The sequence below is a fragment of the Flammeovirga pacifica genome (assembly GCF_000807855.2).
GTDB classification, from domain to species: domain Bacteria; phylum Bacteroidota; class Bacteroidia; order Cytophagales; family Flammeovirgaceae; genus Flammeovirga; species Flammeovirga pacifica.
Map to the genome: position 1 here is coordinate 4,617,136 of NZ_JRYR02000001.1, position 25,642 is coordinate 4,642,777.

The following is a 25,642-nucleotide window of genomic DNA, read 5'->3' on the forward strand; positions in this document are numbered from 1 at the left end:
ATTGAGTGACTTTCAAATTATCTGTTGATATCAGATGATTCCTTAGATTCTAATTTTTCTTTGCTAAACTATTTTCTTTTTTTATCCACTTGAGGTAGTCTTTAGCAGCAATATTAAACTCTGCAGGGAAATTGGAAGAAAAAGTGGTTTTTGCTTCTTCATATTTCTTTTCATTAATTTGAATCATTCCCATTAGGAAGTTGGATTTGTATTTTATTTTAGGTGAATTTGAGTTTTTTAGGGTGTTTAATTTCTCTAAAGCATCATCATATTTTTCTTCTTTATAAGCGATAATAGCTTCCATAAATTTCACATCAGGTAAAGGAATATCACATTGTTCAAATTCTTTGATATGCTTTTTAGCATTTGCGATATCCCCAAACTTGATTTCGAGATCAATTAGATCGGCTAAGATTTTTACTTTTTGTGTGTTCTCTATTTGGATTGAAACTTTATGCTCTAATAAAGTGACAACTTCTCTTCTGTCTAAAGTATTTTCTTTTAACTCAATAAGTAAATCATAAGCTGGTTCATAAGCCTTATTCATTTTAATGACTGCTTCGAGCGTTTTTTCCGATTCCTCCAACTCATACATTTGGTATTTACATAATGCCAATTGATATTGATATTCTGGAGACATAGAAGAAGCCTTATTTTTTATTTTATTGTTGGTTACTTGATTAAATGCAGAGTAAGCATTTTCATATTCCTCTAGAGAGTGATGGGCAAAGCCGAGTTCGTAATAATAATGATCATGTGCTTTTCCTTTTTCTTCTTCCATCATATTAATAGCTGTTTGCATACTAGCTTTAGCCATCTCATGATTCTTTGTAATGTAATTATGATATTTAGCATCCATATATAGGATATAGCTATTTTGAGGTTGCACACTTTTGGCATCTTCTAAATGTGGCCCTGCTTCCTTATAGTTCCCAGTTTTATCTAAGAGGTTAATAATTCTTGTTTTGTAAGCTATTTGTCGATCAGGGTCTGTTGAAACTTTAAATGCGGCATCAAGATGTTCTACAGCCGAGTCATAATTTTTAGCATCTTTGGCTAATAAAGCTAACTTCAGGTGAGCATCTAAATTATTAAAATCAATTTCTACAGTTTTATTAAAATATTCTGTAGCTTCTTTTTTCTTTTTGCTTTTGAGGTATGCCATTGCAATAGCGTAAGTGTACTTTGCATTTTTAGGGTCTTTGGCTATGGCAACTTCATAGGCCATGATGGCTTCAGGAAATTTCCCCATTTTAGCATATACTTCACCTTTTACAAAATAATCGTTAGGTGGTGTTTCTTGTGCAAATACTAGATTACTAGTTAAGAAAATAATGAATAGTAAAGAGTAAAGTTTTGTCATTGCAATAAAATATGGTAGTTAATTGGATTATTTTGAGCATGTTTATATCGACATTGTCGAGATATTTATGTTCTATCTATTATTAAATTAAGGTTTTGTGCAAAAATAAATGTCAAAAATTTAAATAATTTCACTTTGATGTATGTTTTTGATGTAATACTATGTTTTTTAATGTGTTGATTATTAATATTTTGTGATTTAATTGAATTGATTTTAAGATGAGTTTAAAACAAGACGAGTGGGAAAAGCATTTTGAAGATTTAGAAATGAAAACTTTTGGGAAAAATGCGTTAATAGTAATGCGAGATCAAAGTATTCAATTGTTACAAAAAATCTCATCAGAACCAAAAGCAATAAAAGGTGGGATGTGGGCTTCTTTGCAAACAAAAGAACCTCTTTTTGGAGGCCTTTTTTTATTGAATGATCAAATGGTTTTCATAGGAGGGACTCCCAAAGAATCGCAATTAAAAACCTTTGAATGGAACTGGGGAAATATCACAAAGTTTGATAAATTAGAAGATACAAAATTGGGTATCACAAAATTCTTAGACATGAACATAGGAGGTCAGAAACTTCGTATTTCAGGACTAAAAGGATTTGTTCCCTTATCATTTATACTTATACTAGAGAAAATTTGGTTTGATCAACTATCAAACAATTAACTTAACTCAACCAATACCAATAGTAAAACATACTGAAAACAACACTACAAAAGCATGAAAAAAATTAAACGATTACTTATTGCAAATAGAGGAGAAATTGCAGTAAGAATTATACGATCAGCAAAAGAACTAAACATTTTTACTGTTGCTGTTTATAGTGAAGCAGACAAAGAAGCACCTCATGTAATGATAGCAGATGCAGCTGTACCTATTGGACCAGCAGCTTCTTCGGAATCCTATCTTAAAATAGATAAGATTATTGAAGTGTGTCATGAATATGATGTTGATGCCGTACATCCAGGATATGGTTTTTTATCAGAGAATGCGGGTTTTGCCAAAAGAATAGAAGATGAGGGAATCATTTTTATTGGCCCATCAGCACATGCCATTGAGGTAATGGGTAGTAAATTAAAAGCTAAGCAAACAGTTGAGAAATATGAGGTGCCGCTAGTTCCTGGAGGGAATGAAGCCATTGAAGATGTTGCCGCTGCAGAAGCAATGGCTAAAGAGATTGGGTATCCTATATTAATCAAAGCATCTGCTGGTGGAGGTGGTAAAGGAATGAGGGTAGTGAATGAGCCAAAAGAGTTTATATCACAGATGGAAAGGGCTGTAAGTGAAGCCCAAACATCTTTTGGTGATGGAGCTGTTTTTATCGAAAAATATATTCAATCACCTAGACATATAGAAATTCAGATATTAGCAGATAAAAAAGGCAATACAGTGCACCTTTTTGAAAGAGAATGTTCTATTCAAAGAAGACATCAAAAAGTGATTGAAGAGGCTCCTTCTTGTGTTTTGACAGAAGAATTAAGAAAAGAAATGGGGGAGTGTGCTGTACGTGTTGCCAAATCTTGTGAGTATGTTGGAGCAGGGACTGTAGAGTTTATTTATGATAGTAGAGGAGATTTCTATTTTCTGGAAATGAACACTCGTCTTCAGGTAGAGCATACCGTAACAGAAGAAATTGCAAAGCTTGATTTAGTCAAAGAACAAATTAGAATTGCAGAAGGTGAAGCATTAGGATATACTCAGGAAGATTTAAAAATACACGGTCATTCGATAGAAGTAAGAGTATATGCAGAAGACCCATATCAAAATTTTTTACCTGATACAGGAGTATTACATCGTTATCAAGAACCAAAAGGGGAAGGAATTAGAGTAGATAGTGGTTATAGAGAAGGGATGAAAATGGAAATGCATTATGATCCTATGATGAGTAAATTGATTGTTTGGGCAGAAGATAGAGAGAAGGCAATTAAGAAAATGTTGTTGGCCTTAGAAGAATATAAGATTTCGGGCTTAGAAACTATTCTTCCTTTTTGTAAGTTTGTATTGCAACATGAAGCCTTTGTAAGTGGTGATTTTGGAACTCATTTTGTCGATCAATATTATGATGCAAAACTTTTAGACCAACCACTTTCTAAAGAAGAAGAAACTGTTGCTGCTGCTGTTATGGCAGAGTTATTTTTTGAGAAGAAAAAATCAAACGAAACTTCTTCACTAATTAATCAAACCACCCCTTGGAAATTAAAACGATGACATTGAATAAAATCTTGACTGCTTCTTTAATAGTAGTACACATATTATTGATCACTTCTTGTGCTAAAGATGCCAAAGTATCTGAAGACGATTTTGATATGACTAGTTGGAAAAATGATCCTCAAGGCTGTAAAGGAGATAGAGCAATCATAGATCAAGATTTTATGAAGATTAAAGATAAACTACTCGGAGTGAGTATTACAGGTATTCGTAAAACTTTAGGAGCTCCAGATAGGGTAGATCTAGACAACCGTAGTACAAAACAATATGTTTATTTTGTACAAAAAGGCGGTCAGTGCGAGGACTCAGATGAACAATCTGTAGGAAAGTCCTATAGAATTTATTTTGATGCACTGGAATTAGTTAGAGAAATATCACCGGAATTATAAAAAAAAGCAGTTTATAATTAATATTATAAACTGCCGATTTCTCAATAATATTTTGTAAACTGACTATATCTAATAATAGTCTTAGTTATGCGAAACTATGTTGTTACTTCCTTTAAATTAATCAAGGCCTTTTAGATAAAAATACAAGTACCCAAACAACATTTTTATTGTGGATTTAAAAGAATTAAAACAATTAGTCAACCAAGGAGAAGGCTTTAAAATTGAGTTTAAAAAGAAAGCTGCAGATCCATTGAAAATAATGAAAGAAGTGGTTGCTTTTGCCAATAAATATGGCGGATATCTTATTGTGGGTGTCGCTGATGATGGTAGAATTGATGGGTTTACAGATATTGAAGGAGAGAAATTTGTTTTAGAACAAGCTATAAATACATACTTGTCTAAAAAGATCGATTATACCATTCATATAGTACAAATAAGTGCTTTACGCCAAGTTTTAGTTTTTGAAATCCCTCCATCTGAGAAACAACCCATTTTTTTACTTTATAATTTAAAAAGAAGAATAGGGAAGCCGTATATACGTGTTGAAGACAAAAGTATTCAGATGAGTAAAGTGATTCGTAAAATATTAAAAGCAAGAAGTAGAGAAGAAAGTCATGCGGTATCTTTTGGAGATGATGAACGGAAAATTATCCAATTGATTGATGAAAATGGATATATAACGATTGATCAAATAGTAAAAGAACTACAGCTTCCTGAAGTAGAAGTAGAGGATAAAATGATCGGTTTATGTTTATCAAATATTCTTCAGGAAATGCCTAGAGAAACAGCTGACAGGTTTATAATACATCCTACCTCTGCATTATCATGGAAATAAAAAAAGTTAGCACTAGGCTAACTTTTTTTATTGATTTTATTTTCTGTCCAATTCAATAAAAGGAATAATCATTTCGTCTATTGAAATACCTCCATGTTGGAAAGTATCTTTGTAGTAGCTTACATAATAATTATAGTTATTAGGATAAGCGAAGAAGTAATCTTCCATGGCAAAAACAAATGAAGTGGAGACTTCTGTTTTCGGAAGTCCAAAATCTTCAGGATGTTTGATCGCCAATACATTTTTCTTATTGTAAGATAAGTTTTTACCTTGCTTGTAGCGAAGGTTTGTATTAGTTTCTCTATCGCCTACTATCTTATAAGGTTTTCTTGTTCTTACTGTACCGTGGTCTGTAGTGATATAAACTTTACAATCTTTCTCAGAAAGTAATCTCAGCATTTCATAAAGAGAAGAGTGTTCAAACCAAGACTTTGTAATAGAACGGTAAGCGGCTTCGTCCGGTGCTAGTTCTCTAACCATATTGGTATCAGTTCTAGCATGAGATAGCATATCAACAAAATTATAAACCACAGCATTGAATTTTTTGTGCATCAAACTGTTGATCTGATCGTTGACTTGCTTGCCTTGTGATGTTCTAATGATTTTATTGTAAGAATATTTTCCGTTAATACGATGTCTAAGAAGTTGTTCACCTAATAACTCTTCTTCGTAATTATTTTTACTTTCATCGTCATTATCATTTACCCACCATTCAGGATATGTAGCTTCAATTTCAGAAGGCATCAAACCAGAAAAGATAGCATTTCTAGCATAAGCCGTGGTTGTAGGTAAAATCGGACAATAGACATCTTCTTTTACTGTAAATAAATCAGATACCAATGGTTCAATTACTTTCCATTGATCATATCTTAGATTATCAATAAGTATAAAGAAGACAGGTTTATCGTTTTCTTTAACAAAAGGAAATACCTTTTCTGCTAATAATTCATGAGAAAGTATGGGACGTTCGTCAGGCTCGTCCATCCAATCGGCGTAATTATCTTTTATAAATCGACAGAAATTATGATTGGCTTCGTTTTTTTGCATTTCGAAGACTTCACTCATACTTTTATTTTCTGTTTCATTGATTTCTAAATCCCAATAAACAATTTTCTTATAGGTTTCTACCCAATCTTCCCAATCCATATCATTCATGAAAGACATCATGATACTCTGGAAGTCTTGCTGATAGGCAGAATTAGTTTTTTCGTCTACTAATTTTTGCTTATCTAATAGCTTTTTAACGGATAAAAGAATTTGTTTTGGATTTATTGGCTTGATCAAATAATCTGCAATTTTAGCACCGATAGCATCCTCCATAATGTATTCCTCTTCTGATTTAGTGATCATCACAACAGGAATACTTGGTTTAATTCTTTTAATTTGTTCTAAGGCTTCTAATCCAGTCATACCGGGCATATTTTCATCTAAGAAAATAATATCAAACTCCTCTTCTTCACATTTTTCAATGGCATCTAAACCACTTAATACAGGGGTGACCTCGTATCCTTTTTTCGTTAGAAATAAAATATGTGGTTTTAATAGATCGATCTCATCGTCTGCCCATAAAATTCTTTGTTGACTCATCCGGAAGATTATTAATTAGATTAATTGATTCTTTATTTTAACTGAAGACACAGATTTATTGTTACGGTTGTAATATAAAAATATGGATTTATAACAAAATAAGAAATAGTACGTACTTAATCAGTATTTTTATTCGTAAAACAAAAATATTCTTAACTTCTAAAATGTTATTTTAATATCTTCGTTATCTAAATAGAACTAATAATGAATTAGTTGTATCAAGTTATTATTTTATTGATGACAAAGATAAAAATCAAGAGTTAAATTTTAAACTGGTACTTCGAATTCACTGAAACCATAAATGAATTTCGACCAAATTAAATTATGGAGGAAAACTCAAATACTCAAAAGTCTAAACTGCTCATAATAATAGGAGCCATTTTCGGTGTAGTATTAATAGGTACAACTATTGGGATTTACTTCTTTGGAGGTGACGATGACACAATAGATCCAAGTCTTGTAGAAATAGACGAATTTGTGAAAGAAAATACGGTTTGGAACCTCAATGGTGATGCCGTACAAGGTAGTGCTGTTGCAATTACAGTACGATTTCCAAATATGAATCTAAAGCAAGTAGAGAATGCTTTGGAAAGAGCCGATCAAAATGTTCGTCAGGTAGATGCAGACATCAGAAATGTATGGGGGAATCTAGGTGATGATACTTCTGACCTTGAAAACAGTTTAAAGAATTTACAAGGTGAACTTTCTACGATGAAAGATATTTATCACCATACAGAAATTCTTTCAAATTCGGTAAATAGAGGAGAAGCAAATGGAGAAAGTCAAGCTGTAAAAAATGCTTTAAATCGTCTATTAAGTACAAGAGAAGGCTATATTCGAGACATCAATGTAATGCAAGAAAACATTGAAAAGGTTCTGACAGTTTTAGAAGATTCAAGAAGTCAGAATGCAACTATTGGCGGTGTAAAAGATGCTATTGAGGAACTAGAAGTCGCTAATAAAAGACTTTTCCAAGAAGGACATTCTTTATTGAAAACATTATTTGCATTTGAATATGTTTACAATAACCATCGTTCTTCTAATGCTGATGGGAAAGGTATAGATATATTCTACATTGATCTACAAGACTATTTATATGATAGAATTATAGTAGAAAAGTCTCAAAAGAACTTCTATTATAAAAAAGGTAAATTTGATAAAGTAGTCAATGAGACGAAAGACCGTTTAGGAGTTTTAGACGATGTAGTTGCTTTAAAGCAAAAACGAGAATTGAAACTTAGCGAGTACAACGAATTGTCTGAACACTTAGGTAAGCTAAATGAATTATATGCAGCGGCAGGGGTGTCTATCTTATCAAATGGTTATGAAAATATATCATTTGATACGAATGAAAATTGGGAATACTCTGTGGCAGATGAATCTGATAATTCTCCTTTAGTGATTGTTTGGAGAGTAGAGGGAACACCTTTGCAATCGGGAACAAGTACTGCGGAAGCTGCTTATCAAATCACTTATGAAAATGAGGACGGTGACGAGTTGGCTTTAAAAAGTAAGGTAGAGTCTGAGATAAACGCACAATAAATTCTTTTGAAAATATGATTGTCATTGGTAATTCTTTCTAAAGGTTTGCTTATTTTAGCTTTCCAATTAAACAGACAAAATCATGATTAATCATACCGTATTATTCAAATTTAAAGAAGAAGCAACAGCAGCTCAGATCAATGCAATGGTAGATGCTTTACAAGCATTGGACAATAAGATTGATGAAATCAAAGAAATTCAGGTAAAAGAAAATTTCTCTGAAAGAGCGAAAGGATTTACAATAATGCTTTACTCTAAGTTTGAAAGTAAAGAAGCGTTAGAGGCTTATCAAGTACACCCAGCACATGTTAGTGTGGTTACTGAACATGTTAAGCCAATAGCAGAAGATATTATGGCCATTGATATTGAATATTAATGACAACAAAGGCAGATCATAACATGATCTGCCTTTTTTATTATTTAGTTTTTGAAATGAAATGATAATTATTTTTGTTCTGGAAAACCAAAGGCTTTAGGTGTTTGCGTTTCACTATCATAACTTCCTCCATTTTCTCCGGTAAAATCATCAAAGAAGTGATAGTAAGAACCATATAATCCATATTTGTTTTCTAAATCCATACGTTCTTTCATCCATACCTTAAATTGATCAGAAGCCTCTTTTTGATCACCTATTAAAAAGAAATAATCATTACTTGAGATCACTTTTCCTTTTTGATCTGTCAATTCTAATTCAACAAAAAACTTTTTATTGATCTTTTCTAATACATCTTCAGAAATAGATTCAAATTTTTTAGCACTATTTCTTTCAACAGTACCAATTTTATATTCCTTTTTTGATAGTACATTTCCTTCATCATTTTTGATGATCATCTTAGCTGTACATCCTTTGTATTTTTCATAGTAGTCATTAATTACCCATAACTCACCTGTGAATTTCTCTTTATTAGACCATCTTCTTTTGTGAAAGTTGAAACTAATTAATGTTGGCTGATATGCTTTTTTTACAAACTCAAATGATCTTTTAGGCTTTTGATAATTATCTACAATACCCCATTTCATATCGGGCCAATAAGTAATAAAATGACATAGAGCGATCCCACTTAATTCTGGTTTCTGACGTCTAAAGTATTCAATACCATTTTGAAAAATAATTCCTTGAGCATCTTGAGACGCATTGACAAATTCTTCTAATGAACCTTTCATTTCATTACCAAAAACATCCCAATTTTGCATTCTTAATCGGGTTAAATCGGCCCAATGATGTCCCCAGCTTAATCCCGGAGTCCAAAGTTCATCCTCAGGAATGAATTTTTTCAAACTTTCTACAGAAGGAACAGAAGTAATAGCAAATTCAGGAACGATTGGAAACTTAAGTTCTTGATACCAATCTTCATGCAGCCATTTTCCCATATCATAGAAATATCTTAAGGCATGTACTGCTTCTTTACTTTTAAACCCTGCTTCCTTAGATACATGACAAGTTAAAGGAGAATCTGGAACATAAGGAAGGTTGACATACGCTTGAAGAGAATCGCCTAATTCTTCTAAAAAGGCACGGCCAAACTGAGGATCTCTTGTACGTAGCAACATTTCTTCACCACCTTCCATCATGATTAAAGAAGGATGATTTCTACGTTCTTTGACTACTTTTATGGCTTCGTTATAAATCTCTGTCAGTTTCTCTCTCTCAGTTGGGATGTTACCTGTTCCTAATGGAATAATGTCTTGCCAAACCGTAATACCCATTTCGTCACAATATTGGTAAAACTCAGGGATTTCAGGAGGGTGCCAACCAAAAATACGGATGTTATTCATATTGGCTTCTTTTGCTAAACGAATCAACTCTTTGTATTTATCAAGTGTTGTTCTACCCACAAAAATATCTGGAGGACCTCCCCAACATGCCGAACGAATAAAATGGAACTTACCATTAATATATGTCGATCTAGGAAAGCTCACATCAACATCTTTAACAAACCCAGGGTTCCACTTTGATGTGACTTCTCTAATACCAAATGTAGTGGCATTGTAATCGTGATTGTTTCCTCCCTCTTTTAAAGTGATTTTGACTTCATATAAATTAGGTTTACCTAAATCCCAAGGCCACCAAAGTTGTGGTTGTTTTATATGAATGTTTTTAGTTATTTTATGTAATCCAGGAGCAACTGATGCATTAAATTTTAATTCAATTGGTTTACTATCAAAGTTCTTACCTTCCAATGAAGTTACAAAGGTCATTTCTTTTGTTACTTCAGATGTGTTTTCTATTGTCATTTCAAGCTCGACTTCTGCAGACCCATCCTTATTGATAGAGTTATTAGCAAATACATCATCGAACCTAACTTTACCAGTAGTGACCATTTTTACAGGTCGATATATTCCAAAAGGTATTAAATCTCTCCAATAGTCACCGAACCAAGGGGTTTTCTTCCCTGCAACATTTGCATTTACTTTTGGAGGGGGAGCCAACTTAACCACTAACATGTTTCTTCCTTTTAAGAAATCATATTTATGAATTCTTAAATATTCATTGACATTAAATTTAAACGATGAAAATGCACCTTCATGTTTTCCAAGGTAATGTCCATTAAGCCAAACTTCACAACTGTAGTCTACTCCTTCAAAAACAATATCTACTACTTGATCAGAGATATCTTCAGTAACATTAAATTGATATGCATACCACCACTCATAATGTTGTACCCATTGAGCTTTAACACTATTTCTACCAAAATATGGATCTTCGATGGCTCCTGCTTTCCAAAGGTCGGTGTAAACATCTCCGGGTATTTTAGCATTATTCCATACTAAAGTCTCAATATCTTCAGGCGGAATTTTATGTAATCCTTCTTTTACTCCTTCACCAGGGAGCATCATTTTCATTTTCCATCTGTATCCATTAAAAGATCGGATAGCTTGTTCGTTTTCGTTGTGGGGAGTTGTAGTATTCGGTTGTGCAAAACCGATAATAGAAAAAAGTACTCCAATCAACAACAGTGTTAATTTTTTCATTTCACTTTAATTCTTGTCATGATAATTATAGTCTACCTCAGGGTTCATACTAACAGAAGAAATGTTATAGAATAGAGTATAGACTGTTGTTATTACTGTTGATACAAAAGTGGAGTTTTTAGTACAATAGGGCTATTTTTTGATATAGACAGACTATAGACAGTACTTTTTTGATTATAGATTGGGTATAGACATTCATAAAAAAAGCAGCTAATAGGATCTATTAGCTGCTTAATATATAAGGATACTTATCGATTAATCATTTTCTTGATCAGGTGAAGCATGTCCTTTTGATTTTCCTTTTTTACCATGTTGTCCGTGTCTTTTTTTAGCCATTTTTTCCATGTTTTCAGCGATCTCATCAATAGATTGTGATGGGTCCATCATTACAAACATCACATCCTTGTTAGGTCCCATAGGATTTTGTTTCATTTTATGACCATGTTTTTTCCCTTTTCCTTTCTCAGCATTTTCAGGCTTGTATTTCATCATGATAGCCTTAATGTCTTCTTTCCATTTTTCTTCATTGGCTTTGTTTGATTCTTTTATTGCTTTCAAATCAGCTTCATGATTATCAACAATAGCCCAAGCAGAAGTCATAATTTGTCTCATTTCTTTTTGAAGAGCTGCTCTAGCTTCTTTTTGTTCTTCTGTAGGTGCTTCTCCTTTAGTCTTGCCTTTTTTCGAAGCCTTTTTTTGCTCACCAAGTGCTTTCATTTTTACACGAAGACTCACTAATTCCTTTTTTTCGTCTGAAGAAAGTTTAGTTTCAAATTCTTTTCTGTTTTCAAGAATTACAGGAATGACATTCTCTTTATTATAAGCAGCAAGTTCTTTTTGTGCTTTCTTACGAGTTTCCTTATCCATTCCCTTTTTCGGACCGTCTTGGAAAGAGAATAGAGTGATAGAAAAAATAGCTAATACTAATAATGTGATCTTTTTCATCTTGAGTGTGTGTTTAATAATTAATAATTTTTTTGATACTTCAAATGTGATAAAAGGCGAGTTTAAAATGAATTTCTTTCAACGAACGGAACTGATTATTCAACGAAGGAAGATTTAAGCGGTTTGATTTCAACGAATGAAAGTGAAAGTTCCAATAAGTGAACTGTTTACGAAGTCGTTATTTGATGTGTTGTCATCAGATATTAGTAGAATATAGCAAAATTATTGTAGTTGCTCTGTAATGACAGATTATTGTAAATAAAAAAAGCCATCAACAATAAATGCTGATGGCTTATGTTCTTGGTAGTACCAATGTATTATTTTCCTAATGTAGTATGTAAACCACATTCAGTTTTTCCTTTTCCTGCCCATCTACCTGATCTATCATCAGACCATAATGGTTTAGATGGATCTGCCTTTTGCGTACAAGGTAGACATCCAACACTAAAATATCCTTTAGCAACTAAAGAATGTAAAGGAAGCTTTCTTTCATTGATGTATTTGAATACCATTTTAGAATCCCAATCAAGGATAGGGTGGTAACGAAGAACACCATGCTTACCTTCTTCTTCTTTTTGCATTTGAGCTCTTATGGCAGATTGTCCCTTACGGATGCCATTGATCCACACATCATTTTCTTGTAAAACATCTTCAAGAGGTTCTACCTTATTGATGTGACAGCATCTATCAGACTGGTTTTTATATAGAGGCTCTCCGTTTTCATCCACTTGTTTTTCAACAGGTATGTCCGATTTAACATCGATAACGTTAAGTCCTAGTTTATCTGCAAGTTCATCTCTGAAAGCAATTGTTTCAGGAAAGTGATAATTTGTGTCTAAAAAATAAACAGGGATAGTATTATCTACTCTGCTTATAATGTCTAACAACACGACGCTTTGCGGCTGAAAAGAGGAAGATGCGAAGATCTTTTTCCCTTCCGCTTTATATTTCGCCAAATCAACTGCTATCTCTTCGATCAGCTGATCGAAAGTAGTATCAGTAGCTTGTGATAATATGCTTTGCGATGACATAGTTGTTAACTTTTATTTAATCTACTAATTATATAGGATAAATGCGAAATAAAGGAAAGAATCTCTTTTTTCAAAATTTAAACACAAAAAAAAGGATCATTTTATAAATAAATGATCCTCTTTTAAGTGCTGAAAATAGGGAGATTAGAATCCTCTTTTCAATTCTATTGTTGCTCTAAGTGGTCTAGAAACGTTTCCAGCCTCATCTTTAAAGCGGATGTAAATATGCTTGTAACCGTCTTCTTCACCTTTTAAAGTCCATGAAGTTGAAGATTTAGCCTGAGTCCATTTTCCATCTCTAAAAGAAGAACTATTAGAGATCATCATTAACTTGGCATCATCGTATTCAATATTTAAGGTCACTTTTTTATTGATATCTGAAGTAGTTTTTTCTCCATCATTAATTTTGAAATCAATATTTTTAGGAGCAGAGGTATCAATTGTAATAGAAGCTGAATAAACCTTTGTTTCATTCCCAGCTTTATCTTTATATTTTACATAAACTCTTTTGATACCTTCACCATCTTCTAGGTAAATATTTTTCTTTTCTGAAAAAACTTCCCATTTAGCATCGGTGAATTGTTGATCTTGAGCAATCATCATAGAGTCTACCTGTCTACATTGTAATGATAGTTGAGCTTGATGATCTTGTCTGTTCATCAAAACGCTTTCATCATTAATTTTGATGCCCCCAGCAAATGGAGCAGTTCTATCTACTATAATTTCTGTAGAAACAATAGGAGAAAGGTTACCGGCTTGATCTCTATATCTAGCATATATCTTTCTTATTCCATCGTCTCCAGGAGCTAAATCCCATTCAACATAATCATCTTGGAATATTCTCCATTTATTTCCATGGAATGCAGAAGTATTACCTAATTGATAATATTTAGCACCTTTAGCTTTTAGAATAACTCCTACTTTAAGACTTTTTGTATCTGTCCAATAATTAGAAGGAACATCAATAGAAACGCCTATATCTTGAGGGGCTTCAGTATCGAGGATAATTTTTTTCATGAAGGTTTTTGATTCATTTCCATCAATATCCTTGAATTTGAAATAAATCGACTTCACACCATCACCAGCTGATAAATGATAATTGAAAATTTGTTGAAAACGCACCCATCTTGCAGTATTGAATGAAGCATCTCCGCTAGCCATGACATGAGTAATTCCTGTGCCATGTAATTCTATTTTTATACTTGTAGTGTTGGTATACTTTCCGGACTTGAATATTATACGAGTTCGGTCAAGTGGGTTTTGAGACCAACATACATTACATAAAAGTAGAAACGTTGAGAGTAGTACAATATGTATTTTAGTACTCATTTTAAGTGTTTTTAATCAAATAAATGATAGTATTTTTCTTTTAAACGAATTATTAGCAAAAATAGTACTCAACTAAATTGCATTAACGGAACAAGATTTGTTAGTAATAAAAAATAGATGAAATTTTAGCCCTTATTTATTTGTATTATGAGAGCTGTTTTTCTTCTACTAATTGACTCAATTAATTGAATGCTTGTATTTTATGAAGTATTACATAGCATAAATTAATAAGTTTAAATCAACAATTGTTAATTACATATACTAATATATAGTTATAGAGAAGAACTATTAAGTATTTTTATATGATATCGAGACTTAATTATATGAATACTGTAAAAGGATATTTATTTATTTTATTTATTATTCTTAACACTTATTCACCAAGACTATTTGCTCAAGAAGTAACAGAAGGAGCTTTTTACTCTCCTGCTAAGTTATCTCAAGAACCCGTAAGTGTATTGGCAGATTTATTTCCGACCAATTCAAATGAAGTAGGTGATACCACATTTACAATTTATGGTGACGCATCTGTGCCTTTCAAAATTTATTTTGTTAATGGGCCACAGTATGATAATATTTTTAATCCCAACCCCACTGGGATTATTTTGAATGGTAAAGAGTTTAACTTTTTCTGTTCAATGGAAAAATCAATCCGACAAAACTATTCCAATGTATTGGAAGCGAAAGAGTTTGATTATTTAGGTAAAAAATATTTAATGTTGGTCTCTTTTAGAGAAGACTGTTTAGGAGACAATTGTCGTTACCGTTGTTATAATGTTTTTGATATAACTAATAAAACATCTATTCGTCAAACATCATTCTCAAGTATTTTTCAAGGGACAGACAGTTTTGGCGATTTTAATAATGATGGTAAGTTAGATTTTGTTCGTATTGCTCCAAAAGCACCTAAAGAACATCAAGCTGGCGAGTTAATTACCAATTACTTGGTTACAGCATACACTTTAAGAAGAGGAATGCCAAAACAGCTTACCGATCAAGGAAACACTTACTATTTATATGTAAAAGGCGATGAAGAAGCATATTCTTTTGAGGTACTTCAAGCTTATTGGTTCTTTAATGTAAAAGATGCCAACGGAGAAGATGCCGAGCCAACAACTTATTTTGCCGAGTACATTTCATTCGACCCCATGTATAGATATTTATACAACTCCAATGGAGTTCGAATTGAAAAGAACAGATGGTCTGTATTAATTACTGATGTAGGAGATCTAGAGTCTGCTCAAGAACAATGTCAATTGGTTCGAGAGTACGACATCGAAGATGTTTACATTATGATTGATCAATACAGTGGAGATATCACTTATCAAGTTTTTGCTGGTAATTTTGTGAGTAAGGAAAGTGCAGTAGCCTACATTAAGAAATTATATCAATATGGTGTAAAGGGTAGGTTAACAGATTTCCGTAACTCATATTAATTCGTCCGGATAGAAATTTGTATTGCTTATACTATTTTTTAATTTATTGAGTTGTAATTCAAAAGTCTGAACGTTTCAAACTTTTAATTACAATCAGAAAGAGTTCTTCAAAAAACGGATCTATGAAACTATCTAAATTTCATATCATTTTATCTATTATATGCTCATTTTTGTTTTATGCTCCTGTCTCAGGACAAAACGCAAATGATTATCTAGAGAAGGCTGATTTTTTACTAGCCAACAATCGTTATCAAGAAGCATTGGATATGTTGGATCAAGCGATAAACGCTAGTCCAAAAGATGGTAATATTTATTTCAAAAAAGCAAATACCTACTTAGCGGTCACAAAATTTGGTGACGCAATAAAAACGTTGGAAGACTGTGTTGAAGCAGATCCAAATTATTATAGAGCATATGAAATGTTGGGGGATTTATATTCTCAACGTAAGCAGCCTATAAAGTCTGTAAAATATTATGATTTAGCTTATCAAAAAGACCCTAGTATTGATCAAAAGTATCTATACAAGCTTAAAATCATTGATATCCTTGATCAGGCAAATAGACATCGCTTTTCTAAAAAACATATTGATGATGTTAGGAAATTAAATCTAGTAGAATCATTTGACTTAGATTATTATGAGGCGATGTACTGGAATGAAATGGGACATCCTGAAAAAGCTGAAGAGTTAATGGCTAAAATTATTGGTGATATCGAACCCTTATCAGGGAATGAAAGATATTACTTCCAATATATCTGGGCTTTATTCGAGGGCGGTAAGTATGCTGAAGCTAAAGAGTGGATGGATAAAATTACCACTTCTGAAGCAGAATCAATGTTTATGATCTTCCAAGAGGATTATTACTTTAATTTAGCACAAACTTACTTCACAATCATGGACTATGAGAAGTCTCAAAGTATGATTGATGTAACTCTAGGAATAAACTCATCTTATATTGAGGCTTTTGATTTGCAAAAACAATTGGCAGCAATACGTACAGATAAGTCTAAAGTAATTGCGGCACAAGACAGAGCATTGATGGCAGAAAAAGATATCAAAAAACGTTCTGCAAAATTGTTGGATCTAGCAACATTAAATTATCAATCAATGGATTTTGCAACGTCTTATATCCACTTAGAAGAGTTTCAAAAAGCACTGCCTCAAAACGAACGTAACTTAAATGTTATCTTCATGAAGACAATGTGTGAAAAGAGCTTAGGTGAAATAGGTGTTGCTACAGAGAAATTGAAAAAGGTAATTCATAACCCTACAATTAAGCCTCCTACAAAAGCAAAATATAACTTCGCAATTGCTTTAGTATATAAAGAAATTGGCGATTATAAATCTGCTGAAAACTTCTTGAAAGCTGCCTATGGTGGTTCTTTCAAAAATGCAGTTCGTTATGAATTTGCAGAAATTCAGAGATTAAAAGATATTAAAGAATTGGAAGCATTGAATAAATAATCAATATTCCATTCTTTTAAAAACCGATATAATAAATAATTTATTATATCGGTTTTTTTTATGGTGATATTTTATTGATTATGATATAATTATGTGACTCAACTTTAATTATATCATCTCAATAAAAGTATTATGGAAAATCATTTACAAAAGTATGTTCATTTAATAAAGGTCTCAAGATTAGCTTTAATTGCTTTTATTCTATTAGAAGTTCTATTCATTTATTTTAGTGAAATTCTATTCTCTGAATTACTTATTAAATTAAGTTGGATAGGGGTACTGACTATCAGTTCGTATTTCTTAATGAACAATCCTTTTGGTGTTCTATTCTTATTGATCTTAATGATCATTTCATTAAATCTATTTTTAGTGTTTAATGATCTTGAATTTTTCTTAGATCATTTAATAATAAGCTGTACGGAAGTATTGGGTATGTTGTATTTGATTCGAAAAATAAATAAACAGGAAGTGGTATTAGATGATTCTGAAACTCAGATCGTTTAACTATTTTATGCTATATTCTAAGAAAGGTTGCCATGCGGTAGCCTTTTTTTATTTTACGACTTTTTTAATCTTTTTTTTAAAAAAAAGTTCAATTATAGGTGACATTTTTTACTGCCTGTTATAAGGTGATGTAAACAAAATATCTAACAGATTATTAAAATTAAAAAAAATCAATTTATGAAAAAGTTTATTTACTTATTAGTTACAATTATCTCTTTAACAGCAGCAAGTTCTTTCGCACAAGATAAAAGCGGTGGTGGGTTTATAAATAAAGGAGCAGGTTCTTTAAACATTGGTTTTACTTCAGGATTTTCTAATAATACATTGGGTCTTATGGCTGATTATGAAATCGCACAATTAGGTAAAGATTTTACAGTAGGTGCATTTGTAGATTATCAGTCATGGTCTGGTAGTGGAAGTACATTTGGTGCCGGTGCAAGATTTAGATGGTATGCAGATAGAGTATTAAATATTCAAAACCCAAGATGGGATCTATATGCTGTGGGTGATGTTGGATTTGATTTCGGTCATATGAACCAACTTCACTGGGGTATTGGTGTAGGTGCTAAGTTCCATATCACTGATAGTTTTGGTATTCAGGGAAATATTGGTTCTGGAGCACAAATAGGTATTTGTATTGGTTTATAGTAACAATAGTTAATCGAACTGAGTTTAATAAGAAGGTTAAGTTTTATAATAGTCACCTCAAAGGGTTTCCTTTAGAGGTGACTTTATTGTTTTTACATATTTCGTCTGTATTGACCTCCAACATTAAATAATGCAGAAGTTATCTGGCCAAGTGAACAATATTTAGCAGCTTCCATTAGAGCATCAAAAGTATTTTCTTGCTCTAAAGCAACATTTTTTAGAGAAGTGATACTTTTATCCACCTGTTGAGAAAGCTTCTGTTGTTGCTCTTTTAAAGCCTCGATCTGGCCGTTCTTTTCCTCTTTAGTAGAACGGATGACTTCTTCAGGAATAATTGTAGGAGAACCATTCTTTGATAAGAATGTATTTACTCCAATTATAGGGAAATCACCATTGTGTTTTAATGTTTCGTAATACAGAGATTCTTCTTGAATTTTAGAACGTTGGTACATCGTTTCCATAGCTCCTAAAACACCACCTCTTTCGGTGATTCTATCAAATTCTGCCATTACAGCTTCTTCTACCAAGTCAGTGAGTTCTTCAATAATGAATGCACCCTGAATAGGATTTTCATTTTTTGTAAGTCCCAATTCTTTATTGATGATCAACTGAATAGCAACAGCTCTTCTTACAGACTCTTCTGTTGGCGTTGTGATCGCTTCATCATAAGCATTTGTATGTAGAGAATTACAGTTGTCATAGATAGCATAGAGCGCTTGTAACGTTGTTCTTATGTCGTTAAAAGCAATTTCTTGTGCATGTAATGACCTTCCCGAAGTTTGGATATGATATTTTAGCTTCTGAGAACGATCACTAGCTTTATATTTATATTTTAAGGCTTTTGCCCATATTTTTCTAGCAACTCGACCGATTACCGCATACTCGGGATCTACACCATTAGAAAAGAAGAAAGAGAAGTTTGGAGCGAAATCATCGATTTTCATTCCTCTATTCAAGTAATATTCTATAAAAGTAAATCCATTCGCCAATGTAAAGGCTAATTGCGAAATAGGATTGGCCCCTGCTTCTGCAATATGATAACCTGAAATGGATACAGAATAGAAGTTTTTAATTGCGTTGTCAGTAAAATACTGCTGCATATCACCCATAAGACGTAAAGAAAACTCTGTAGAGAATATACAAGTGTTTTGTGCTTGATCTTCTTTTAGAATATCTGCTTGTACAGTTCCTCTTACTTTACGAATGGTATCCGCTTTAATTTTCTGATAAACTTCCTCTTCTAATACTTGATCTCCAGTAACACCTAAAAGCATTAAACCTAAACCATTATGATGAGGAGGAAGTTCTCCTCTATATTGAGGTTGATCTCCTTTAGGATACAGAGTTTTTATCTTTTTCTTTACCTCTTTTTCAAGACCATTTTCTTTGATATACAATTCACATTGTTGATCAATAGCTGTATTCAAGAAAAATGCTGTCATTGCTGCAGCAGGACCGTTGATGGTCATTGATACAGAAGTAGAAGGAGCACTTAAATCAAAACCAGAGTACAATCTTTTTGCATCATCTAAGCTTGATACATTTACCCCAGAATTACCAATTTTACCATAAATATCAGGTCTATAGGCAGGGTCTTCACCATAAAGAGTAACAGAGTCAAAGGCAGTAGATAATCGAGCGGCAGGCTGACCTTCAGATAAGTAATGAAAACGTTTGTTGGTACGTTCTGGATTACCTTCCCCGGCAAACATTCTGGTAGGATCTTCTCCGGTTCTTTTAAAAGGAAATACACCTGCAGTAAATGGGAATTCTCCAGGCACATTTTCTTGCATCGACCATTTGACAATGTCCCCCCATCCTTTGTATTTAGGAAGAATGACCTTGCGGATTTTAGTTCCAGACAGAGAATTTGAAACAGCTTCTACATTAATATCTTTTCCTCTAACCTGATAGGTGAAAGTATCCTTACTGTATTGCTCTACTTTCCCTTTCCAAGAATCAATAATGTCGATTACTTCATGGTTAGTTTTCTTTTCAATTTCTTGATACGCTTTTTCAAGTGCATCTTTCGTTGTTTTATCACTTTCTAAAATTGATATGGATTGTTTCAAACCATAAAGTTGATCCGCCAATGTTGCTTGTTCTTCTACAAACTCATTGTAATTTCTGATCACTTCTGTAATATCAGAAAGATAGCGTACTCTTGATGGAGGAATAATATGAAAACGTTCCCCCTCATGTGTATTTTCTACTTTCGGTAAATGAAGTTGATTTGATTTTTCGTTGATCAAATCAACTAATTTATTATACAATTGATTGACACCTGTGTCATTAAACTGAGAAGCCATTGTTCCGTAAACGGGGGTGTTCTCATCAGGTAATTCAAATAATTGATGATTTCTTCTGTATTGTTTTGCTACATCTCTTAAGGCATCTTGAGCACCTTTTTTATCAAATTTATTTAGAGCAATAACATCTGCATAATCCAGCATGTCAATTTTCTCTAATTGAGTAGCAGCTCCATATTCAGGGGTCATCACATAGAGAGAAACATCACTGAAATCGATAATTTCAGTACCGGACTGACCGATTCCAGAAGTTTCTAAAATGATAAGGTCAAATTGAGCAGCCTTTAATAAAAGCAGTACTTCTTTAATATTTTTTGATAAAGCGATATGTGCCTGACGGGTAGCCAAAGAGCGCATATACACCCTAGAATCAGCAATAGCATTCATTCGAATTCTATCACCGAGTAATGCTCCACCAGTTTTTCTTTTTGATGGGTCAACAGAAACAATTGCTATTTGCTTGTCTTCTGTAGATGCAAGAAAGCGTCGGATTAATTCATCGACAAGGCTAGATTTACCTGCACCACCAGTACCAGTAATGCCTAAAACAGGGGTATCAGTTTTATCTGCTTTATCTACTATTTTTGTTAGGAAATCACTAATTTCATTAGGATTGTTTTCAATAGCAGAAATGATTCTCCCTAAATTTTTATGAGATTTATTTTCAAGGTTTAAAACCTCTTTAGTGATGTTTTGACCAGTCGGGAAATCACATTTTTGTAAGATGTCATTAATCATACCTTGTAATCCCATCGTACGGCCATCATCAGGAGAATATATTCTATTGATACCGTAGTCATGAAGTTCATCAATCTCAGAAGGGAGAATAGTTCCTCCACCGCCACCATAAAGCCCAATGTGTGCAGCTCCTCTTTCTTTTAAAAGATCATGGATATATTTAAAATATTCCAAATGTCCACCTTGATAAGAGGTAATAGCTATGCCTTGTACATCCTCTTGAATGGCACAATCAACAATTTCTTGAGCAGAGCGGTTATGTCCAAGGTGGATAATTTCAGCCCCTGTAGACTGCATAATTCTACGCATGATGTTAATAGAGGCATCATGCCCATCAAAAAGTGAACCTGCAGTAACCAACCTAATCTTATTGTTGGGTGTATAAGGTTGGTTAGAATTCATTTGTGAAGTCATTTCTTTTGTGTGTGTTTAAAGCAAGAAAAAGTCATCTTAAAGATGTAGTAATAATTCGTCTTGCGTTAAGATAATGAAGGAAATCTATCCTTCAGCATCATCTTAATGGTTATGTGTGTTTATAAGTAACTCAACGTGAAAGGCATCTACTTGCTTTTCTATGTTGAGTGTATGTTGGTGTTTATATTGCAAGTTTAGTCGTTTTTTTACATTCTCCAAACCTATTCCTCCTTGTTTATCTTTAGAAATGGATTTTTTTGGAATAGAATTCCCCAAATTGAAAATGATTTCACCATCTTTTTTTACCCTTAAGATTAATTTTACCCAACCCTCTGTGTGATTTTCAATATGGCTATGTTTAAATGCATTTTCTATAAAAGGAGCAAAAAGTAAAGGGGCTATTTTTACATTCTGATTTTCAATCTGAATATCAATGTCTATGTTATTTTTAAGGCGATCATCTTTTAAAAGGTGTAGACCAATAAAGTTATTTAAGTACTCTACCTCCTTTGTGATAGGGACAGTATCTGTTGTGGTATCATACAACATGTATCGAAGTAAGTCGGATAATTGAAGGACTACTTCCGGTGTTTTGTCAGACTTAACAAAAGACAAAGAGTAGATGTTATTTAAGACATTAAATAAGAAATGAGGGTTCACCTGAGACTTTAAAAAGCTCATTTCTGATTTCACATTTTCTTCTCTCAAAAGTGAAGCTTCATTTTCTTTTTTAAGACTGTAAAGTGTCATTCTATAAGAGGTACTCGCTAAAGCAACAACACCAAAAAGTATTAAATTGTAGAGAGATTCAAAGACTTGAATTCCTCGTTTTTTTCTTTTCAATAAAGCTCGTTCTCTTTTCTTTACTCTATTTTTAGGAGGAACTTTTCTTTGCCTATTTTCTGGTTGTATTTCATGAGGTGGAATTTCAGATTCATCAAAAGGAAAATGTAAAGTAACGTCCTGTTGTTGCTTCCAACTATTGAATACTTCTTTTTCTAATTTTACATAGGTGATAGAGTTGATAAATATCCAACACAAAAGTAAAATGGCATAGAGAGTATGTTTCTTTTTGATTAAGAACTTTGGGATCAAGTAACTTACATTTACCTTCCATAAAAGCACTTGAAAACCAATAAGAAGGATTGCTTTTAAAAAGGCAAACCATAAACCAAATCTTTCGCTAAAGAAATTAAAAGTAAGAGCGAAATAGGCAAGAAGTAAAAGGCCTTGCCACAATTGAGTTTGTGAGAATTGAAAAGCAAATTTTTTGTTCATAAAGTGAATTTAGAAAAAATGATAGTGATAGTTAAGTGAAAGGAAAGGTATTCAACGAAGGGTCGTGTATTTTCAACAAACAACATCACATAATCTATTGTCCTTCATTCATTTCTTGATCATTTAAGCATGGGTTGATTTTCCATTCCACTAAAAAACATCTCTTTATTTTACATTTTCATTAAATAAAACAAAAAAATACGACCTAAGTCATTTTTTTATAACAAAAAACTAAACATTTATTAAATTCGCACATTGGAACAGAAGGATGACATTAGCGATCTTTCTATTTTTTCAATGATATAACAACAAATTTCGGTAGCATTTCAGTGTGTTTCCAGATCATCACATAAGAAAAAAGACATGACAAAAGCGAAAATTATCTACACTAAAACAGACGAAGCACCAGCTTTAGCCACTTACTCATTTCTTCCAATTGTAAAATCATTTACAAGTGCAGCAGGGATAGAGATTGTAACGAAAGATATCTCATTATCTGGACGTATTTTGGCTAATTTCCCAGAGAACTTATCAGAAGATCAAAAAGTGGGAGATGCTTTAGCTGAATTAGGAGCATTAGCAAAAACACCAGAAGCTAACATCATTAAATTACCAAATATTTCAGCTTCTATACCTCAATTACAAGCAGCAATAGATGAGCTTCAGGCAAAAGGATACAATATTCCTGATTACCCAGCTGAACCTCAAAATGCAGAAGAGGAAAATATCAAGGCAAAATATGCTAAAGTATTAGGTAGTGCTGTAAACCCTGTCTTAAGAGAAGGTAACTCAGATCGTAGAGCACCAAAAGCAGTAAAGAATTATGCTAAAAAACATCCACACTCAATGGGTGCTTGGTCGGCTGATTCACAAACGCATGTGGCTTCTATGGAAGCAAACGATTTCTACGGATCTGAAAAATCAACAACTGTAGCTAAAGCAACTGATGTTAAAATCGAATTGCATAAAGCAGACGGTACTGTTGAGGTATTAAAAGAAAAAGTAGCCTTATTAGATGGCGAAATTATAGATGCTTCTGTAATGAACATGAAAGCTTTAAAAGCATTCTTTGCAGAGCAAGTAGCAGACGCTAAAAAATCAGGTGTATTGTTCTCACTACATATGAAAGCAACAATGATGAAAGTGTCTGATCCAATTATTTTTGGAGCAGCAGTTTCTGTTTTCTATAAAGATGTATTTGAGAAATACGGTGAATTATTCGAAGGGTTAGGTATTACACCAAACAATGGTATTGGAGATGTTTATGCTAAAATTAAAGGGCATGACAAAGAAGCTGAAGTAGTAGCTGCTTTAAATGCAGTATACACAGATGCTCCAGATTTAGCCATGGTAAACTCTGATGAAGGTATTACTAACCTTCACGTTCCTTCTGATGTTATTATTGATGCTTCTATGCCTGCAATGATCCGTACAAGTGGTCAGATGTGGAACAAAGAAGGCAAACAACAAGATACTAAAGCGATTATTCCAGATAGATCTTATGCAGGTGTTTATCAATCTACAATTGATTTCTGTAAAAAGAATGGTGCTTTAGATCCAACAACAATGGGTTCTGTTTCCAATGTTGGTTTAATGGCTCAAAAAGCGGAAGAGTACGGTTCTCATGATAAAACTTTCCAATTATCTACAGCAGGTACAGTTAAAGTTGTAGATGCTTCTGGAACGGTATTAATTGAGCAGTCTGTTGAAGCAGGTGATATCTTCAGAATGTGTCAGGTGAAAGATTTACCTATTCAAGATTGGGTTAAACTAGCTGTAAAAAGAGCTAGAGCTACTCAAGATCCAGCTATATTCTGGTTAGACGAAAATAGAGCACATGATGCAGAATTGATCAAGAAAGTAAATACTTATTTGAAAGATCATGATACTGACGGTTTAGAATTATTGATCAAATCACCAGTAGATGCAACTACTTTCTCATTAGAAAGAATTGTAAAAGGATTGGATACAATCTCTGTAACAGGTAATGTATTAAGAGATTACTTAACAGATTTATTCCCGATTCTTGAAGTAGGTACTTCTGCAAAAATGCTTTCTATTGTTCCTTTAATGAACGGAGGAGGATTGTTTGAAACAGGTGCAGGTGGATCAGCTCCTAAGCACGTTCAGCAATTTGTAAAAGAAGGTTACTTAAGATGGGACTCTTTAGGTGAGTTTTTAGCATTAGCTGTATCATTAGAGCACTTAGGAGATACATTTGATAACCCTAAAGCAAATGTTTTAGCGGAGACTTTGGATGTAGCTACTTCTAAATTCTTAGATAATGATAAGTCACCAGCTCGTAGAATTGGTAGTATTGATAATAGAGGTTCACATTTCTATTTAGCTTTATATTGGGCACAAGAATTAGCAGCTCAAGATAAAGATGCAGAATTGAAGGCTCAATTTACTGAGCTTGCTCAGGAGTTGACAAGTAATGAAGCGAAGATCAACGAAGAGTTAATTAATGCTCAAGGTAATCCTCAACAAATAGGAGGTTATTTCTTACCTGAATTCGATCAAGCTGCGAAAGCAATGAGACCAAGCTTTACATTAAATGATGCACTTGCACAGTTAGTGTAATCTAGCTTAAAATATAAATTCTTAGAAACCTCACGTAAGTGGGGTTTCTTTTTATCTAAGTTCCACGAAAA

At 33.0% G+C, this 25,642-nt stretch carries 19 protein-coding genes; 11 read left to right on the top strand and 8 right to left on the bottom strand.

Annotation, left to right across the window (positions count from 1 at the left end):
* Window positions 1–49 precede the first annotated feature (49 nt).
* Window positions 50–1,363, bottom strand: a complete 1,314-nt coding sequence (locus NH26_RS18350) for a tetratricopeptide repeat protein (protein ID WP_044223366.1) — start codon at window positions 1,361–1,363, stop codon at window positions 50–52.
* Between the two features lie 218 nt (window positions 1,364–1,581).
* Between NH26_RS18350 and NH26_RS18355 the strand changes: the two genes are divergently transcribed.
* The 4 genes from NH26_RS18355 to NH26_RS18370 all read left to right on the top strand — a co-directional run bounded on the left by NH26_RS18355 (window position 1,582) and on the right by NH26_RS18370 (window position 4,791).
* Window positions 1,582–2,025 carry a hypothetical protein gene (locus NH26_RS18355; RefSeq protein WP_044223368.1) on the top strand — a complete coding sequence of 148 codons (444 nt, stop codon included), beginning with the start codon at window positions 1,582–1,584 and terminating at the stop codon, window positions 2,023–2,025.
* A 54-nt stretch (window positions 2,026–2,079) separates the two neighbouring features.
* Complete coding sequence (locus NH26_RS18360) at window positions 2,080–3,567, top strand: acetyl-CoA carboxylase biotin carboxylase subunit (RefSeq protein ID WP_044223370.1); 1,488 nt, start codon at window positions 2,080–2,082, stop codon at window positions 3,565–3,567.
* Window positions 3,564–3,956 carry a hypothetical protein gene (locus tag NH26_RS18365; protein WP_044223372.1) on the top strand — a complete coding sequence of 131 codons (393 nt, stop codon included), beginning with the start codon at window positions 3,564–3,566 and terminating at the stop codon, window positions 3,954–3,956. Before NH26_RS18360 ends, NH26_RS18365 begins: the two co-directional genes overlap by 4 nt.
* Before the next feature lie 169 nt (window positions 3,957–4,125).
* The gene (locus tag NH26_RS18370) at window positions 4,126–4,791 is read left to right on the top strand and encodes an AlbA family DNA-binding domain-containing protein (RefSeq protein WP_044223374.1); all 666 of its coding nucleotides are present in this window, start codon (window positions 4,126–4,128) and stop codon (window positions 4,789–4,791) included.
* Window positions 4,792–4,827: 36 nt separating this feature from the next.
* Here the strand turns inward: NH26_RS18370 and porX are convergent, their stop codons facing one another.
* A complete protein-coding gene (gene porX / locus NH26_RS18375) occupies window positions 4,828–6,378 on the bottom strand; it encodes a T9SS response regulator signal transducer PorX (RefSeq protein ID WP_044223376.1) in 1,551 nt (516 codons plus the stop codon).
* Between the two features lie 324 nt (window positions 6,379–6,702).
* On the opposite strand from porX, the gene NH26_RS18380 reads away from it, so the two are divergent.
* Complete coding sequence (locus tag NH26_RS18380; RefSeq protein ID WP_044223378.1) at window positions 6,703–7,920, top strand: flagellar basal body-associated FliL family protein; 1,218 nt, start codon at window positions 6,703–6,705, stop codon at window positions 7,918–7,920.
* Window positions 7,921–8,002: 82 nt separating this feature from the next.
* Window positions 8,003–8,296 (top strand): Dabb family protein, encoded by a 294-nt coding sequence (locus NH26_RS18385; protein WP_044223380.1) that lies wholly within the window; start codon window positions 8,003–8,005, stop codon window positions 8,294–8,296.
* Between the two features lie 68 nt (window positions 8,297–8,364).
* Here NH26_RS18385 and NH26_RS18390 read toward each other — a convergent pair whose 3' ends face one another.
* The 4 genes from NH26_RS18390 to NH26_RS18405 form a co-directional block, all read right to left on the bottom strand.
* The gene (locus NH26_RS18390; protein WP_044223381.1) at window positions 8,365–10,893 is read right to left on the bottom strand and encodes a beta-mannosidase; all 2,529 of its coding nucleotides are present in this window, start codon (window positions 10,891–10,893) and stop codon (window positions 8,365–8,367) included.
* A 255-nt stretch (window positions 10,894–11,148) separates the two neighbouring features.
* Window positions 11,149–11,838 carry a hypothetical protein gene (locus NH26_RS18395; protein WP_044223382.1) on the bottom strand — a complete coding sequence of 230 codons (690 nt, stop codon included), beginning with the start codon at window positions 11,836–11,838 and terminating at the stop codon, window positions 11,149–11,151.
* A gap of 317 nt (window positions 11,839–12,155) precedes the next feature.
* Window positions 12,156–12,869: a phosphoadenylyl-sulfate reductase gene (locus NH26_RS18400; RefSeq protein WP_044223384.1), complete on the bottom strand. Its 714-nt coding sequence runs from the start codon at window positions 12,867–12,869 to the stop codon at window positions 12,156–12,158.
* A gap of 144 nt (window positions 12,870–13,013) precedes the next feature.
* The gene (locus NH26_RS18405) at window positions 13,014–14,198 is read right to left on the bottom strand and encodes a hypothetical protein (RefSeq protein WP_139263163.1); all 1,185 of its coding nucleotides are present in this window, start codon (window positions 14,196–14,198) and stop codon (window positions 13,014–13,016) included.
* Window positions 14,199–14,521: 323 nt separating this feature from the next.
* Between NH26_RS18405 and NH26_RS18410 the strand changes: the two genes are divergently transcribed.
* The 4 genes from NH26_RS18410 (at window position 14,522) to NH26_RS18425 (ending at window position 18,249) form a co-directional block, all read left to right on the top strand.
* Entirely contained in the window at window positions 14,522–15,634 is a 1,113-nt protein-coding gene (locus NH26_RS18410) for an SPOR domain-containing protein (RefSeq protein ID WP_044223387.1), read from the top strand.
* A 122-nt stretch (window positions 15,635–15,756) separates the two neighbouring features.
* Window positions 15,757–17,097, top strand: a complete 1,341-nt coding sequence (locus NH26_RS18415; RefSeq protein WP_084812236.1) for a tetratricopeptide repeat protein — start codon at window positions 15,757–15,759, stop codon at window positions 17,095–17,097.
* Between the two features lie 132 nt (window positions 17,098–17,229).
* A complete protein-coding gene (locus NH26_RS18420; protein ID WP_044223391.1) occupies window positions 17,230–17,601 on the top strand; it encodes a hypothetical protein in 372 nt (123 codons plus the stop codon).
* Between the two features lie 177 nt (window positions 17,602–17,778).
* Window positions 17,779–18,249, top strand: coding sequence for a hypothetical protein (locus NH26_RS18425; RefSeq protein ID WP_044223394.1), 471 nt, complete (start codon window positions 17,779–17,781; stop codon window positions 18,247–18,249).
* A 92-nt stretch (window positions 18,250–18,341) separates the two neighbouring features.
* On the opposite strand, the gene NH26_RS18430 is transcribed toward NH26_RS18425, so the two are convergent.
* Both NH26_RS18430 and NH26_RS18435 read right to left on the bottom strand, forming a co-directional pair.
* Entirely contained in the window at window positions 18,342–21,710 is a 3,369-nt protein-coding gene (locus NH26_RS18430) for a methylmalonyl-CoA mutase family protein (RefSeq protein ID WP_242427339.1), read from the bottom strand.
* A 102-nt stretch (window positions 21,711–21,812) separates the two neighbouring features.
* The gene (locus NH26_RS18435; protein WP_052431997.1) at window positions 21,813–22,988 is read right to left on the bottom strand and encodes a sensor histidine kinase; all 1,176 of its coding nucleotides are present in this window, start codon (window positions 22,986–22,988) and stop codon (window positions 21,813–21,815) included.
* Between the two features lie 363 nt (window positions 22,989–23,351).
* On the opposite strand from NH26_RS18435, the gene NH26_RS18440 reads away from it, so the two are divergent.
* A complete protein-coding gene (locus NH26_RS18440; protein ID WP_044223395.1) occupies window positions 23,352–25,571 on the top strand; it encodes an NADP-dependent isocitrate dehydrogenase in 2,220 nt (739 codons plus the stop codon).
* The last annotated feature ends 71 nt before the right edge of the window (window positions 25,572–25,642 follow it).